Origin of the sequence: Nonomuraea guangzhouensis (assembly GCF_019396345.1) — a bacterium.
GTDB classification, from domain to species: Bacteria; Actinomycetota; Actinomycetes; order Streptosporangiales; family Streptosporangiaceae; genus Nonomuraea; species Nonomuraea guangzhouensis.
Genome location: NZ_JAHKRM010000004.1, coordinates 426,315 through 440,451, shown reverse-complemented (window position 1 = coordinate 440,451; position 14,137 = coordinate 426,315). Strand labels below are relative to the sequence as shown.

Below are 14,137 nucleotides of genomic sequence, written 5' to 3'. Positions count from 1 at the left end.
TGTGAAGCGGGAAGGAATTACGGCACACTGATGTTGTGAAAAACGTGCCCACGTCGATCGAGCCAGGACACGAGCGCGGCACCCGCGCCCGGGTCGCTCGGCTGATCCTTGAGCACGGTCCCGTCGCGGCGGTCGCGCTGGGCGAGCGGCTCGGGCTCACGCCCGCCGCCGTCCGCCGTCACCTCGACGCGCTGCTGGCCGACGGGATGATCGAGCCTCGTACAGTACGGCCGCGCGGACAGCGCGGACGAGGGCGACCGGCCAAGCTGTTCGCCATCACCGACGCGGGGCGCAGTGCTTTCGAGCACGCCTATGACGACCTGGCCAACAGCGTGTTGCGCTTCCTGGCCGAGCGGGTGGGCGAGAAAGCAGTGACCGACTTCGCCCGCTCGCAGGTGTCCAGCCTGATGCGACGGCTGGAGCCGGTCATGCTGACGGTGCCGGCCGACCAGCGCGTACAAGTGCTGGCGCAGGCGCTGTCGGCGGAGGGGTATGCCGCCTCGGCCACCAAGGCCAAGTCCGGCGGCGACCAGCTCTGCCAGCACCACTGCCCGGTGGCGCACGTGGCGGCGGAGTTCCCGCAGCTGTGTGAGGCCGAGACGGAGGCGTTCGCGCAGCTGCTCGGCACCCCGGTGCAGCGCCTGGCCACGATCGCGCACGGCGACGGGGTCTGCACCACCCATGTGAGCCCGCACGCGCTGGGCCTTGCAACGAGCAGGGCCACCCATAGCGACAAAAGCAAGGAGACCGGAAGGTGACTGTCACCGACCGCCCGGAGCTGGAAGGCCTCGGGAATTACAAGTTCGGCTGGTCCGACTCGGATGCCGCAGGAGCGGTGGCCAAGCGCGGCCTGTCCGAGGAGGTCGTGCGCAACATCTCCGCGCTCAAGAACGAGCCGGAGTGGATGCTCGACCTTCGCCTGAAGGGCCTCCGCCTGTTCGGCAAGAAGCCCCTGCCCACCTGGGGTTCCGACCTCACGGGCATCGACTTCGACAACATCAAATACTTCGTGCGCTCGACCGAGAAGCAGGCCGCTTCCTGGGACGAGCTGCCCGACGACATCAAGAACACCTATGACAAGCTCGGTATCCCCGAGGCGGAGAAGCAGCGCCTCATCGCCGGTGTCGCCGCCCAGTACGAATCCGAGGTCGTCTACCACAAGATCCGTGAGGACCTCGAGGAGAAGGGCGTCATCTTCGTCGACACCGACACGGGCCTGAGGGAGCACGAGGAGCTCTTCAAGGAGTACTTCGGCTCGGTCATCCCGGTCGGCGACAACAAGTTCGCCGCGCTCAACACCTCCGTGTGGTCCGGTGGCTCGTTCATCTACGTGCCGCCGAACGTCGAGGTCGAGATCCCGCTGCAGGCCTACTTCCGGATCAACACCGAGAACATGGGCCAGTTCGAGCGGACGCTGATCATCGTCGACGAGGGCAGCTACGTCCACTACGTCGAGGGCTGCACCGCGCCGATCTACTCCTCCGACTCGCTGCACTCCGCGGTCGTCGAGATCGTCGTGAAGAAGAACGCCCGCTGCCGTTACACGACCATCCAGAACTGGTCCAACAACGTCTACAACCTGGTCACCAAGCGCGCCGTCGCCTACGAGGGCGCGACCATGGAGTGGATCGACGGCAACATCGGCTCCAAGGTCACCATGAAGTACCCGGCCGTCTACCTGATGGGCGAGCACGCCAAGGGTGAGACGCTGAGCGTCGCCTTCGCGGGCGAGGGCCAGCACCAGGACGCCGGTTCCAAGATGGTGCACCTGGCGCCGCACACGAGCTCCACCGTCATCTCCAAGTCGGTGGCGCGCGGCGGCGGCCGCACCTCCTACCGCGGTCTCGTCCAGATCGAGGAAGGTGCCCACGGCAGCGCCAGCACGGTCAAGTGCGACGCGCTCCTGGTCGACCAGATCAGCCGCTCCGACACCTACCCCTACGTCGACGTCCGCGAGGACGACGTCTCGATGGGGCACGAGGCCACGGTCTCCAAGGTGAGCGAGGACCAGCTGTTCTATCTCATGAGCCGCGGTCTGGGCGAGGACGAGGCGATGGCGATGATCGTGCGCGGCTTCGTCGAGCCGATCGCGCGCGAGCTCCCCATGGAGTACGCCCTCGAGCTCAACCGCCTCATCGAGCTGCAGATGGAAGGAGCCGTCGGCTGATGGGCCTGACCGAGAAGCCCTTGTCGACCCTGCACGAGAAGGCGTCCTACGACCTGGACGACTTCGAGGTCCCGACGGGGCGCGAAGAGGCGTGGCGTTTCACGCCGCTGTCCCGCCTGAAGGGCCTGCACAGCGGCAAGGCGGAGATCACCGGGCGGGTGCTCACCCAGGCCTACGCCCCGGCGGGCGTCACCGCCGAGTGGGTCGGTCGCGAGGACGCGCGCATCGGCAAGGCGTACGTGCCGGCCGACCGCGTCAGCGCGCAGGCCTACAACGCCTTCGAGAAGGCGCTGGTCGTGACCGTGCCCAAGGAGTCGGTGCCCGCCGAGGAGATCCGCATCGAGGTGCGCGGCGGCGGTAGCGACGGGGTCACCTACGGCCACATCGTGGTCGTGGTGGAGCCGCTGGCCGAGGCCGTGGTCGTCATCGAGCACCAGGGCAGCGCGGTCTACGCCGACAACGTCGAGTTCGTCGTCGGCGACGGCGCCACGCTCAAGGTCGTCAGCCTCCAGGACTGGGACGACGACGCCGTACACGTCTCCCACCACCACGCCCAGCTCGCCAAGGACGCCACGTTCAAGGGCTTCGTGGTGACCCTGGGCGGCGACCTGGTGCGCCTGTCGCCGAGCGTGTCCTACACCGGCCCGGGCGGCGACGCCGACCTGTCCGGCGTCTACTTCGTCGACGCGGGTCAGCACCTGGAGCACCGCCTCCTGGTCGACCACTCGCAGCCCCACTGCAAGAGCAACGTCGACTACCGCGGCGCCCTGCAGGGCGAGGACGCGCACGCCGTATGGATCGGCGATGTGATCATCAGGGTCGAGGCCGAGGGCACCGACACCTATGAGCTCAACCGCAACCTGATCCTCACCGACGGCGCCCGCGCCGACTCGGTGCCCAACCTGGAGATCCTCACCGGCGAGGTGGCCGGCGCCGGCCACGCCAGCGCCTCCGGGCGCCTCGACGACGAGCACATCTTCTACCTGCAGGCCCGCGGCATCCCCTTCGACGAGGCCCGGCGCCTGGTCATCAAGGGCTTCCTCGGCCAGCTCATCGAGAAGATCCAGGTGGCGGAGATCCGCGATCGCGTGCTGAACGCGGTGGAGGCGGAGCTCGCGCGATGAGTCTTGAGAAGGTGTGCAAGGTCGAGGACATCCCCGACGGCGGCGTGATCGGCGTGGAGGTGGGGGAGACCCCGGTAGCGCTGGTCCGCAAGGGCGGCGAGGTGTTCGCCCTGCACGACGTCTGCTCCCACGCCGAGGTGAAGCTCAGCGAGGGGGAGGTCTACGACGGCACGCTCGAATGCTGGTTGCACGGCTCGTGCTTCGACGTCCGCTCCGGCAAACCCACCGGGCCGCCCGCCACCAGACCCGTGAACGTCTACACAGTCCAGATCGACGGCGACGACGTCCTCGTCTCGCTCTCGAAGGAGTCATAAAACACATGTCCACCCTTGAGATCCGTGACCTGAAGGTCGCCGTCGAGGACAAGGAAATCCTGCGCGGCGTCAACCTCACCGTGCAGTCGGGCAAGACCCACGCCATCATGGGCCCCAACGGCTCCGGCAAGTCCACCCTCGCCTACGCCATCGCCGGCCACCCGAAATACACCATCACCAGCGGCCAGGTGCTGCTCGACGGCGTCGATCTGCTGGAGCTGACCGTCGACGAGCGGGCCCGCGCCGGCCTGTTCCTCGCCATGCAGTACCCGGTCGAGGTCCCCGGCGTGTCGGTCTCCAACTTCCTGCGCACCGCGGTGACCTCGGTCCGCGGCGAGGCCCCCAAGCTGCGTCAGTTCGCCAAGGACCTCAAGGGCGGCATGGACGCGCTGCAGATCGACGGCGCGTTCGCCCAGCGCAACCTCAACGAGGGCTTCTCCGGCGGTGAGAAGAAGCGCCACGAGATCCTCCAGCTGGAGCTGCTCAAGCCGAAGATCGCGGTGCTCGACGAGACCGACTCCGGGCTCGACGTCGACGCGCTGCGCGTGGTGTCCGAGGGCATCAACCGCTTCCGCGCCTCGGGTGACACCGGCGTCCTGCTGATCACGCACTACACCCGCATCCTGCGGTACGTGAAGCCCGACTTCGTGCACGTCTTCGCCGGTGGCAAGATCGTGGAGGAGGGCGGGCCGGAGCTGGCCGACAAGCTCGAGGCCGAGGGCTACGAGCAGTACACGAAGGCATCTGTATGACTTCCACCAGCTTGGACGTGGAGAGGATCAGGAAGGACTTCCCGGTTCTCTCCCGCGAGCTGCCCGGCGGGCGTCCGCTCGTCTACCTCGACTCGGGCAACTCCTCCCAGAAGCCCACCGCGGTCGTCGAGACCATACGCGAGCATCTGGCGATGCACTACAGCAACGTCGGGCGCGCCATGCACGCGCTCGGCGCGGAGTCGACCGAGGCCTTCGAGAACGCGCGCGACAAGGTGGCCGACTTCATCGGCGCCCCGTCGCGCGACGAGGTGATCTTCACCAAGAACGCCTCCGAGGCGCTCAACCTGGTCGCCTACTCCTTCGGCAACCCGGCCAACACCGACCCCCGCTTCACCCTCGGCCCCGGCGACGAGGTCGTCATCTCCGAGATGGAGCACCACTCCAACATCGTGCCGTGGCAGTTCCTGGTGCAGCGCACCGGCGCGACGCTCAAGTGGTTCGGTGTCACGGACGATGGCCGCCTCGATATTTCGGATATTTCAGGACTGATCACTGAGCGTACGAAGATCGTGTCGATCGCGCATCAGTCCAACGTGCTCGGCACCATCAACCCGGTCGCCGACGTGCTGCGCCGGGCCCGTGAGGTGGGCGCGCTGGTGATGCTCGACGCCTCCCAGTCGGTCCCGCACCACGCCGTGAACATGGCCGAGCTGGGCGTCGACTTCGTCGCCTTCACCGGTCACAAGATGGTCGGTCCCTCGGGCATCGGTGTGCTCTGGGGCCGGGCCGAGCTGCTCGACGCCATGCCCCCGTTCATGGGCGGCGGCGAGATGATCGAGGCGGTCTGGATGGACCACTCGACGTACGCGCCGGTGCCGCACAAGTTCGAGGCGGGCACCCCGCCGATCGTCGAGGCCATCGGTCTCGGCGCGGCCGTCGACTACCTGACCGGCATCGGCATGGAGGCCATCGAGGCGCACGAGCGCGGCCTGACGGCCTACGCGCTCGACGCGCTGCGCGAGGTGCCCACGCTGCGCCTGATCGGGCCCGACTCGCTCGACCAGCGGGGCGCCACCCTGTCGTTCACGCTGGACGGGATCCACCCGCACGACGTCGGCCAGCTGCTCGACGACGACTTCGGCATCGCCGTACGGGTCGGGCACCACTGCGCCCGGCCGCTCCACCTGCGGTTCGGAATACCGGCGACCACTCGGGCGTCGTTCTACCTGTACAACACCACGGGCGAGATCGACGCCCTGGTCCGCGGCCTCCATCATGTTCAGAAGGTGTTCGCATAGCCATGATCGGCGAGTCGATGTACCAGGAACTGATCCTGGAACACTACAAGCACCCGCAGGGGCGGGGGCTGCGTGACCCGTACGACGCCGAGGTTCACCACGTGAACCCCACGTGCGGCGACGAGATCACGCTCCGGGTCAAGCTGGGCGACGCCGGCAAGATCGAGGACGTCTCCTACGACGGGCAGGGCTGTTCGATCAGCCAGGCCGCCGCCTCGGTGTTGCACGAGCTGACCACCGGCTCGACGGTCGAGGACACGCTGTCCGTGGTCGACGAGTTCACCCGCCTCATGCAGGGCAGGGGCAAGGTGGAGGCCGACGAGGACGTGCTCGGCGACGCGGTGGCGTTCGCGGGCGTGGCCAAGTTCCCAGCCCGCGTCAAGTGCGCGCTGCTGTCGTGGATGGCCTACAAGGACGCTGTTGTGAGGAGTGCTGCGCGATGAGCAAGCCGGTGGAGACGCCGACCGGGTTCGATGGTGAGGCCACCGTCGACGAGGTCATGGAGGCGCTCAAGGACGTCGTCGACCCCGAGCTCGGCATCAACGTCGTCGACCTGGGCCTGATCTACGGGCTCAACCTCGACCCCGCCGAGGGCGGCCGGCCGGTGGCCACCATCGACATGACGCTGACCAGCGCGGCCTGCCCGCTGACCGATGTCATCGAGGATCAGGCGCATTCCGCGCTCGAGGGCATGGTTTCCGATGTTAAGATCAATTGGGTCTGGCTCCCGCCGTGGGGACCGGACAAGATCACTGACGAAGGGCGCGAGCAGCTTCGTATGCTAGGCTTCAACGTCTGATCATTGCTGTACGGCTGACATCTTGGTGTCAGCCGCTTCAGCCTGCCGAAGTCTGATCACTCAGACTACGCGGGGAATACATGGTGTCTTCCCCGTGTTGGCAACACGTGCACCTAGCGCACCAATGTGCGTTTCACGCCGCCTGCGGCCGGCAAATGGGTGCGCGTAGACGGCCCGTCCTCCGGGCCAGTCCCCACCCAGCGGATGCCGACCATCCGCGCCTCGCAATGAACTACGGCTCCGCCGTACGTCCCGGCTCGTCCTTTTCGCAGAAGTGACGCGCCACTCTGACTGAAAGGCACGAAGTTCGTGACCATGCTTGACGCTGTCCTGCCCGAGATCGACGAGAGCACCCCCGAGCCGGGTCCGTCCGCATTCGAGCTGCTCGGCCTGCCGAAGCCGCTCGTCACCGGGCTGGCCAAGCAGGGCATCGACAGCCCGTTCCCCATCCAGAGCGCGACCATCCCCGACGTCCTGACCGGCGCCAACGTGCTCGGCCGCGGCCAGACCGGCTCCGGCAAGACCCTCGCCTTCGGTCTGCCCCTCATGGCCCGCATCTCCGGCGTCCGGCCCACCCCGGGCCGCCCCCGCGCGATGATCCTCGTCCCCACCCGTGAGCTCGCCCTCCAGGTGCACGACGCCCTTGAGCCGCTCGGCCGGGGCCTCGGCCTGCGCATGAAGGTCATCGTCGGCGGCATGTCGATGGGCAAGCAGATCGAGGCGCTGCGCCGCGGCGTCGACGTCGTCATCGCCACCCCCGGCCGCCTGGGCGACCTCATCCGGCAGGGCGAGTGCTCGCTGGGCGACATCGAGGTCAGCGTCCTGGACGAGGCCGACCACATGTGCGACCTCGGCTTCTTCCCCGTCGTCACCGAACTGCTCGCGCAGACCCCGGCCGACGGGCAGCGGCTGCTGTTCTCCGCCACGCTCGACGGCGACGTCGACAAGCTGGTGCGGCGCTTCCTCAAGGACCCGATCACGCACTCCGTGGCGCCCGCGACCTCCCCGGTCGAGCTCATGGAGCACCACGTGATCCAGGTGTCGCGCGACGACAAGTTCGACGTCACCGCGGAGATCGCCAACCGCGAGGGCCGTACGATCATCTTCGTCCGCACCCAGCACGGCGTCGACCGGCTGTGCAAGCAGCTGGCCCGCGTCGGCATCAAGTCGGGCGGCCTGCACGGCGGCAAGCGTCAAAACCAGCGCACCCGCATCCTGGCCGAGTTCCGTGAGGGCTCCGTCAACGTGCTGGTCTGCACCGACGTGGCGGCGCGCGGCATCCACGTCGACAACATCAGCCTCGTGCTGCACGTCGACCCGCCGCAGGACCACAAGAGCTACCTGCACCGCGGTGGCCGCACCGCCCGCGCGGGCGAGAAGGGCACCGTCGTCACGCTGGTGCTGCCGAGCGAGCGCCGCTCGACCGACCAGCTCACCCGCAGGGCCGGGATCCACCCGTTCCGCCTCAAGGCCGAGCCGGGTAACGCGCGCCTGTCCGAGGTGACCGGCGCCCGCGTCCCGAGCGGCGAGCCCATCCCCGTCTGGGAGCCCGACGTCCGCAAGCCGCTGCGCCCCCGCCGCGAAGGCGGCCACAGCGGCTCTGACCGTCGCGGCCGCCGTCCGCGCCGCGAGTTCGACGGCGAGCGCCGTCCGCGCCGCCACGAGGACGGCCAGCGCCCCTACGCCGCGGGCGACGACCGGCGTCCCCGTCGTCACGACGGTGACGACCGCTACCCGCGCCGGCACGCCGAGGGCGGCTCGCCGGAGCCCCGCACGACCGGCGACGACCGTAACGACCGCGGCTACCGCGGCGGTGACCGTGGCCCGCGTGGCGGCGGCTTCCGCTCGGACGACCGCGCCCCCCGCTCGGACGCCCCGCGTGGCGGCTACCGTTCCGACGACCGGCAGAGCGGCCCCCGCTCCGACGACCGCTACCGTTCGAACGACCGTCAGGGCGGCTACCGCTCGGACGACCGTGGTCAGGGTGGCTTCCGTTCCGATGACCGTGGTCAGGGCGGCGGCTTCCGCTCCGATGACCGCGGCACCCGCGCCCCCGGCGGCGACCGTGGCCGCCCGTTCTCGGCCGACCGCGACCGCCCCGTCCGTTCCGACGACCGTGGCGCTTCGCGGGGCGGCTACCGCTCCGACGACCGTGGCAACGGCGGTTTCCGCAGCGGCACCGGCCGCCGCTTCGACCGCTGACACCGGCGGGTCACCGGTGACCCACCGCTGACCAACACACGGCGCTGCCCGCCGTATCCCTTTTGCTGGGGGTACGGCGGGCAGCGCCATTTTCGCGTGCTGCGGAGGGTATGGCGGTAGCGCCGTTTTCGCGTGCTCGCAAGAGCGGGGTCAACAGCGCGCCGCAGCCACCCGGTCGTCTCGCGTGGCGGACGGCGGGGCGGTGACCCGTGCGCGCAGACTAGGCTTGTCACGCACGCCTGCCGACCGACGAGAGAGATCATGAAGACCTTCGAAGAGCTGTTCGCCGAGCTGTCAGAGAAGGCACGCACCCGGCCCGCGGGCTCGGGCACCGTGGCCGCGCTCGACGCCGGCGTCCATGCCATCGGCAAGAAGGTCGTCGAGGAGGCCGCCGAGAGCTGGATGGCCGCCGAGCACGAGTCGAGTGACCGAGCCGCCGAGGAGATCTCCCAGCTGCTCTACCACGTTCAGGTGCTCATGCTCGCCAAGGGCATCGGGCTGGACGAGGTGTACAAGCATCTTTAGGGCGCCCCGCGCCCGTCAGCCCGTACACCTACCAGCCCGCGAGACATCAAGGACACACAGCCATGTTGCGTCTGGCCGTACCCAACAAGGGCGCGCTCAGTGAGGCCGCCCAGACCATGCTCAAAGAGGCCGGTTACCGGTCCCGCAGAGACAGCAAGGAGCTCGTTGTCGTCGACGAGGACAACGGTTGCGAGCTGTTCTTCCTGCGACCCCGCGACATCGCGGTCTACGTCGGCGAGGGCATGCTCGACGCCGGCATCACCGGCCGCGACATGCGCGTCGACTCCGGCGCCCCCGTCGAGGAGATCATGCCGCTCGGCTTCGGCGGCTCCACCTTCCGGCTGGCCGCCAAGGCGGGTGCCATGACGTCGGTCAAGGACCTCGACGGCCTGCGCATCGCCACCTCCTATGCCGGGGTGCTCGGCAAATACCTGTCCGAGTCCGGTGTCGACGCCCGCGTCATCAAGCTAGACGGCGCGGTCGAGACCGCCATCAGGCTGGGCGTCGCCGACGCGGTCGCCGACGTCGTGGAGACCGGCACCACGCTGCGCAACGTCGGCCTGGAGGTGTTCGGCGAGCCGATCATGCGCTCCGAGGCCGTGCTGATCAAGCAGCAGGGCAATGGCAACGGGGCGGACGCCGGCATCGAGCAGCTCGTCCGCCGCCTGCAGGGCGTCGTGCACGCCCGCGACTTCGTGATGATGGACTACGACATCCGCGCCGAGCGGATCGAGGAGGCCATCGCGCTCACGCCCGGCATGGAGGGGCCCACGGTCTCGCCGCTACACCGCGAGGGCTGGGTCGCCGTCCGCGTGATGGTCCGGCGGCGCGGGCACCAGCAGGTGATGGACCAGCTCTGGGAGATCGGGGCAAGGGCCATCCTGGCCACCGACATCTACGCCTGCCGCCTGTGAGGTCTGCCCGCTAGGTGATGTCCCGTCCGGGAATCACCTAGCTGTGCGTGACGAATCGCTTGCCCCCCGTTATCTCCCCTTCTGTGATGCCGCGGCGTCGCAGGTGTGGGCTTCGTTGCAGCGCGGCAACCGGCGCTGGGCGGCGGGCGCGTCCCGCCGTCCGCGCCAGGACCCCGACCGCAGAAGGCAGGTGGCGGCGGGCCAGTCCCCGTACGCGGTGGTGCTGTCGTGCATCGACTCGCGGGTGCCGCCCGAAGTCGTCTTCGACGCCGGGCTAGGCGATCTGCTCGTCGTGCGTACGGCGGCGCACACCGTCGACCCGCTGGTCACCGCGGCGGTCCAGTTCGGCCCGCAGGCCTTGCAGGCCAGGCTCGTCGTCGTCCTGGGGCACCAGCGCTGTGGCGCCGTCTCCGCCGCGGCCCAGGCGCTGCGCGAGCAGGAGACGCTGCCCGGCGAGCTGCCCAGCATCGTCGCCGCCCTCGAACCCGTCTACACCGGCTCCGGGGGCGAGGTGGACGTGATGGTCCGTGCGCACATCGTCCGTACGGTAGCGAGCCTGAGAGCCGACGCCCTGTTATCCGGCCAGGCCGCCACCGTGGTCGGCGCTTACTACAGCCTCGACACGGGACTGGTACGGCGCGTCGCCTGACAAATGTCACCGTCAACCCCGGAGGTAACGCACTAACCAGGCAAGATCCACGATCCTACCGTTGACCTCATGAACGCCATCGTGTTCGACCACGTCAGCAAGGACTACGGGAACGTCCTCGCCGTCGACGATGTCTCCCTCTCCATAGAGCCCGGCAAGACCGTGGCCCTGCTCGGCCCCAACGGCGCCGGCAAGTCGACCTCCATCAACATGCTGCTCGGCCTGCTGCGACCGTCCAGGGGGACGGTCAGCGTGTTCGGCCGCACGCCCCGCCAGGCCGTCGCGGCCGGCCAGATGGGCGCCATGCTGCAGAGCGGCCAGCTCATCCCCGAGCTTTCGGTCAAGGAGCTCATCGACCTGGTCCGCAACCCGTACCCCGAGCCGCTGGACCTGGAGGAGATCCTCAAGCTGGCCGACCTCACCGACCTGGTGAAGCGGCGCGCGAACAAGCTGTCCGGCGGCCAGTCCCAGCGGGTCAGGTTCGCCCTGGCGATCGCGGGCGCGCCCAAGGCGCTGCTGCTGGACGAGCCGACCGCGGCCATGGACGTGGAGTCGCGGCTGCGGTTCTGGGAGAGCATGCGCGGCTACGCGGCGGGCGGCAGGACCGTGCTGTTCGCCACGCACTACCTGGAGGAGGCCGACGAGCACTCCGACCGGGTGATCGTCATCGCCAAGGGCAGGGTGGTGGCCGACGGCACCGCCGCGCGGATCAAGGCGGACGTCGGCGGTCAGGCCGTCCGCTTCACCCTCGGCGAGCAGCCCGCGGCCGGGCTCGACCTGTTGCCGGGTGTCACCGCGGTCGAGGTCGCGGCCGGCACGGCCACGCTGCGTACCTCCGACACCGACGCGACCCTCGCCGGGCTCTACCGGGGCACCACGCTCGACGTGCGCGACCTGCAGCTGTCCGGCGCCGACCTAGAGGATGCCTTCCTCGCCCTCACCAGGGAGTCCTGATGCTCTACTACGCCAAGATCGAGGCGCTGCGGATGCTGCGCAACCGGCGCTACATCATCTTCGTGGTGCTGTTCCCCGTCGTGTTCTACCTGATCAACGCCAACATCTACGGCAACCAGCAGGACGACAACGGCGTGCGGATGAGCACCTACCTGCTGGTGTCGATGGCCGCCTACGGCGCGCTCGCCTCGTCCATGATGAGCTCGGCCGTGCCCTGGGCGCAGGAGCGTCAGTCCGGCTGGCTGCGCCAGCTGCAGATCACCCCGCTGCCGAGCTGGGCGATCATCGTCACCAAGCTCGGCGCCGCGATGCTCCTCGTGCTGCCGTCGCTGCTGCTGGTCAGCGCGGCCGCCGTGCTGCAGCAGGGCGTGTCGATGCCGGCCGGCCAGTGGGTGCCGCTGCTGCTGTCGCTGTGGATCGGCACGGTGCCGTTCATCGCGCTCGGGCTGTTCATCGGCTCGCTGCTGAGCGCCGACGCCGCCCAGCCGGCCGCGATGATCTGTATGTTCGCCCTGTCGTTGCTCGGCGGGCTCTGGTTCCCCGTGGACGCCATCGGCGGCACGATGCGGACCCTCGCCCACTTCATGCCTTCCTACCATTACGCCAATCTCGGCTGGAACGTCATCGCGGGCAACGGCGTGCCGATGTCCGACGTGCTCATCGTGGTGGCGTGGGCGGCCGTGCTCGGGGGCGCCGCCGCGTACGCCTACCGGCGGGCTACTGTTCGGGCATGAGCTGGACCCACTGGCTGACCTTCAGCGAGTCGAGCGACTACCCGTCCCGCTCCCGGCGGTTCTTCGGGGTCTCCTTCGGGTTGATCTACCTGATCTTCCCGGTGGCGGAGATCGTGAACGGTGAGGTCACCGGTGCCAAGGCCGTCTGGGCGGGGGCGTCGCTGATCGCGTTCGTGGTCTCGTACCTGGCGGCCGTCCTGAGCCCGCCCAGCTACAAGGAGCGGTCGCCGGCGACGTACCCGCTGCTCGTCCTCACCGTCACGCTGGCCGTGGGCTCGGCGCTGATCTTCGGCTCCGGCTGGCTGAGCCTGCCCGTCTACACCACGGTGCTCTTGTCCATGGCCTTGCCGCCTCGGCGGGCGGTCCTCGGCATCGTCGCCATGCTGGCGGTGGTCGTCGGCTGCGGGCTGCTGCACGAGGCGGAGGGCACCTCCATCGCGGTGCTGGGGCTCCAGGTGGTCACGCTGGGGGTGCTGTTCATCGGCGTACGCAACACCCGGCTCCTGGCCCAGCAGCTACGCGACGCGCAGGGCGAGGTGGCCCGGCTGGCCGCCGCGGACGAGCGGCTGCGCATCGCCCGCGACCTGCACGACCTGCTCGGCCACAGCCTCTCGCTGATCGTGCTCAAGAGCGAGCTGGCCGGGCGGCTGGCCGAGGACTCCCCACGGGTGTCCAAGGAGATCCAGGACATCGAGTCGGTGGCCAGGCAGGCGCTGACGGAGGTACGCGAGGCCGTGACCGGCTACCGCCAGCGCGGCCTGCCGGAAGAACTGGACAACGCCAGGTCCGTGCTGCGGGCGGCGGGCGTGGAGCCGCAGGTGCGGATCTCGGGCACGCCGCTGCCCGGTCTGCTCGACGGCCTGTTCGGGTGGGCGGTGCGCGAGGGCACCACCAACGTCGTACGGCACGCGCGGGCGCGTCGCTGCGAGATCGAGGTGACGTACGACGGCGAACACGCCATCCTGGAGATCATGGACGACGGGCAGGGCAAGGAGCCGTTCCGGCTCGGCAGCGGTCTACAGGGCCTGACCGAGCGGGTGCGCGGAGCGGGCGGGACCGTCGAGGTGGGTCCGGGAGCCAGGGCGGGCTTCCGGCTACGGGTGCTGGTCCCCGCGGGAGCGGCGGCGTGATCCGGGTGATCCTGGCCGAGGACCAGGGCATGGTACGCGGCGCGCTGGCGTCGCTGCTCGGCCTGGAGCCCGACATCGAGGTCGTCGGCGAGGCGGCCGACGGCGAGGCGGCGGTGGCCGTCGCGATCGAGGAACGCCCGGACATCGCCCTGCTCGACATCGAGATGCCCGTCATGGACGGCCTGAGCGCGGGCGCCCGGATCACCGAACAGGTGCCCGGCTGCCGGGTGATGATCCTGACCACGTTCGGCCGCCCCGGCTACCTGCGTACCGCCATGGAGGCGGGCGCGGTGGCCTTCCTGGTCAAGGACAGCCCGGCCCGCGAGCTGGCGGCGGCGATCAGGCGCGTACACGCGGGGGAGCGGGTCATCGACCCGGGGCTGGCGGCGGCGGCGCTCAGCGCGGGGCCCAACCCGCTGTCGGCCCGCGAACGCGACGTGCTGGCCGCCGCGGTCGACGGCTCGACCATCGGCGACATCGCCCGGCACCTGCACCTGTCGGAGGGCACCGTACGCAACTACCTGTCGTCGGCCATCCAGAAGACGCACGCCCGCAACCGCATCGAGGCCGTCCAGCGCGCCAGGACCCAGGGCTGGCTCTAGGAATACGGTTCG

General features: G+C 69.4%; 16 protein-coding genes. All 16 read left to right on the top strand.

The features are described 5' to 3' along the window. The first annotated feature begins 44 nt into the window (after positions 1-44). The 16 genes from KME78_RS10290 (at position 45) to KME78_RS10215 (ending at position 14,125) form a co-directional block, all read left to right on the top strand. Positions 45-758 (top strand): helix-turn-helix transcriptional regulator, encoded by a 714-nt coding sequence (locus KME78_RS10290; RefSeq protein ID WP_219528665.1) that lies wholly within the window; start codon positions 45-47, stop codon positions 756-758. Next, positions 755-2,167 carry a Fe-S cluster assembly protein SufB gene (gene sufB, locus KME78_RS10285; protein WP_219528551.1) on the top strand — a complete coding sequence of 471 codons (1,413 nt, stop codon included), beginning with the start codon at positions 755-757 and terminating at the stop codon, positions 2,165-2,167. The genes KME78_RS10290 and sufB overlap by 4 nt, the downstream gene beginning before the upstream one ends. Then, a complete protein-coding gene (gene sufD, locus KME78_RS10280) occupies positions 2,167-3,291 on the top strand; it encodes a Fe-S cluster assembly protein SufD (RefSeq protein WP_219528550.1) in 1,125 nt (374 codons plus the stop codon). Before sufB ends, sufD begins: the two co-directional genes overlap by 1 nt. Continuing rightward, complete coding sequence (locus tag KME78_RS10275) at positions 3,288-3,605, top strand: non-heme iron oxygenase ferredoxin subunit (protein ID WP_214636280.1); 318 nt, start codon at positions 3,288-3,290, stop codon at positions 3,603-3,605. The genes sufD and KME78_RS10275 overlap by 4 nt, the downstream gene beginning before the upstream one ends. A 5-nt stretch (positions 3,606-3,610) precedes the next feature. Next, the gene (gene sufC, locus KME78_RS10270) at positions 3,611-4,357 is read left to right on the top strand and encodes a Fe-S cluster assembly ATPase SufC (RefSeq protein WP_219528549.1); all 747 of its coding nucleotides are present in this window, start codon (positions 3,611-3,613) and stop codon (positions 4,355-4,357) included. After that, on the top strand, positions 4,354-5,616 hold the full coding sequence (locus tag KME78_RS10265; protein ID WP_281428662.1) for a cysteine desulfurase: 1,263 nt from the start codon (positions 4,354-4,356) through the stop codon (positions 5,614-5,616). Before sufC ends, KME78_RS10265 begins: the two co-directional genes overlap by 4 nt. Positions 5,617-5,618: 2 nt before the next feature. After that, the gene (gene sufU, locus KME78_RS10260) at positions 5,619-6,059 is read left to right on the top strand and encodes a Fe-S cluster assembly sulfur transfer protein SufU (RefSeq protein ID WP_219528548.1); all 441 of its coding nucleotides are present in this window, start codon (positions 5,619-5,621) and stop codon (positions 6,057-6,059) included. Further along, complete coding sequence (locus tag KME78_RS10255) at positions 6,056-6,415, top strand: metal-sulfur cluster assembly factor (RefSeq protein WP_214636283.1); 360 nt, start codon at positions 6,056-6,058, stop codon at positions 6,413-6,415. The genes sufU and KME78_RS10255 overlap by 4 nt, the downstream gene beginning before the upstream one ends. 315 nt (positions 6,416-6,730) lie before the next feature. After that, on the top strand, positions 6,731-8,617 hold the full coding sequence (locus KME78_RS10250; RefSeq protein ID WP_219528547.1) for a DEAD/DEAH box helicase: 1,887 nt from the start codon (positions 6,731-6,733) through the stop codon (positions 8,615-8,617). A gap of 261 nt (positions 8,618-8,878) precedes the next feature. Further along, positions 8,879-9,142 (top strand): phosphoribosyl-ATP diphosphatase, encoded by a 264-nt coding sequence (locus KME78_RS10245; RefSeq protein WP_214636287.1) that lies wholly within the window; start codon positions 8,879-8,881, stop codon positions 9,140-9,142. A gap of 62 nt (positions 9,143-9,204) precedes the next feature. After that, a complete protein-coding gene (gene hisG, locus KME78_RS10240; RefSeq protein WP_219528546.1) occupies positions 9,205-10,056 on the top strand; it encodes an ATP phosphoribosyltransferase in 852 nt (283 codons plus the stop codon). 103 nt (positions 10,057-10,159) lie between these two features. Then, positions 10,160-10,705, top strand: coding sequence for a carbonic anhydrase (locus KME78_RS10235; protein WP_219528545.1), 546 nt, complete (start codon positions 10,160-10,162; stop codon positions 10,703-10,705). A 69-nt stretch (positions 10,706-10,774) separates the two neighbouring features. Then, positions 10,775-11,659, top strand: coding sequence for an ABC transporter ATP-binding protein (locus KME78_RS10230; protein ID WP_219528544.1), 885 nt, complete (start codon positions 10,775-10,777; stop codon positions 11,657-11,659). Further along, positions 11,659-12,393 carry an ABC transporter permease gene (locus KME78_RS10225; protein WP_219528543.1) on the top strand — a complete coding sequence of 245 codons (735 nt, stop codon included), beginning with the start codon at positions 11,659-11,661 and terminating at the stop codon, positions 12,391-12,393. The genes KME78_RS10230 and KME78_RS10225 overlap by 1 nt, the downstream gene beginning before the upstream one ends. Then, positions 12,390-13,523 carry a sensor histidine kinase gene (locus KME78_RS10220; RefSeq protein ID WP_219528542.1) on the top strand — a complete coding sequence of 378 codons (1,134 nt, stop codon included), beginning with the start codon at positions 12,390-12,392 and terminating at the stop codon, positions 13,521-13,523. The genes KME78_RS10225 and KME78_RS10220 overlap by 4 nt, the downstream gene beginning before the upstream one ends. After that, entirely contained in the window at positions 13,520-14,125 is a 606-nt protein-coding gene (locus KME78_RS10215) for a response regulator transcription factor (protein WP_219528541.1), read from the top strand. Before KME78_RS10220 ends, KME78_RS10215 begins: the two co-directional genes overlap by 4 nt. Positions 14,126-14,137: the final 12 nt, after the last annotated feature.

Coding starts and splice junctions, on each gene's coding strand:
- sufD (WP_219528550.1), top strand. CDS start 2,167: ATGGGCCTGACCGAGAAGCCCTTGTCGACCCTGCACGAGAAGGCGTCC.
- KME78_RS10275 (WP_214636280.1), top strand. CDS start 3,288: ATGAGTCTTGAGAAGGTGTGCAAGGTCGAGGACATCCCCGACGGCGGC.
- sufC (WP_219528549.1), top strand. CDS start 3,611: ATGTCCACCCTTGAGATCCGTGACCTGAAGGTCGCCGTCGAGGACAAG.
- KME78_RS10265 (WP_281428662.1), top strand. CDS start 4,354: ATGACTTCCACCAGCTTGGACGTGGAGAGGATCAGGAAGGACTTCCCG.
- sufU (WP_219528548.1), top strand. CDS start 5,619: ATGATCGGCGAGTCGATGTACCAGGAACTGATCCTGGAACACTACAAG.
- KME78_RS10255 (WP_214636283.1), top strand. CDS start 6,056: ATGAGCAAGCCGGTGGAGACGCCGACCGGGTTCGATGGTGAGGCCACC.
- KME78_RS10250 (WP_219528547.1), top strand. CDS start 6,731: ATGCTTGACGCTGTCCTGCCCGAGATCGACGAGAGCACCCCCGAGCCG.
- KME78_RS10245 (WP_214636287.1), top strand. CDS start 8,879: ATGAAGACCTTCGAAGAGCTGTTCGCCGAGCTGTCAGAGAAGGCACGC.
- hisG (WP_219528546.1), top strand. CDS start 9,205: ATGTTGCGTCTGGCCGTACCCAACAAGGGCGCGCTCAGTGAGGCCGCC.
- KME78_RS10230 (WP_219528544.1), top strand. CDS start 10,775: ATGAACGCCATCGTGTTCGACCACGTCAGCAAGGACTACGGGAACGTC.
- KME78_RS10225 (WP_219528543.1), top strand. CDS start 11,659: ATGCTCTACTACGCCAAGATCGAGGCGCTGCGGATGCTGCGCAACCGG.
- KME78_RS10220 (WP_219528542.1), top strand. CDS start 12,390: ATGAGCTGGACCCACTGGCTGACCTTCAGCGAGTCGAGCGACTACCCG.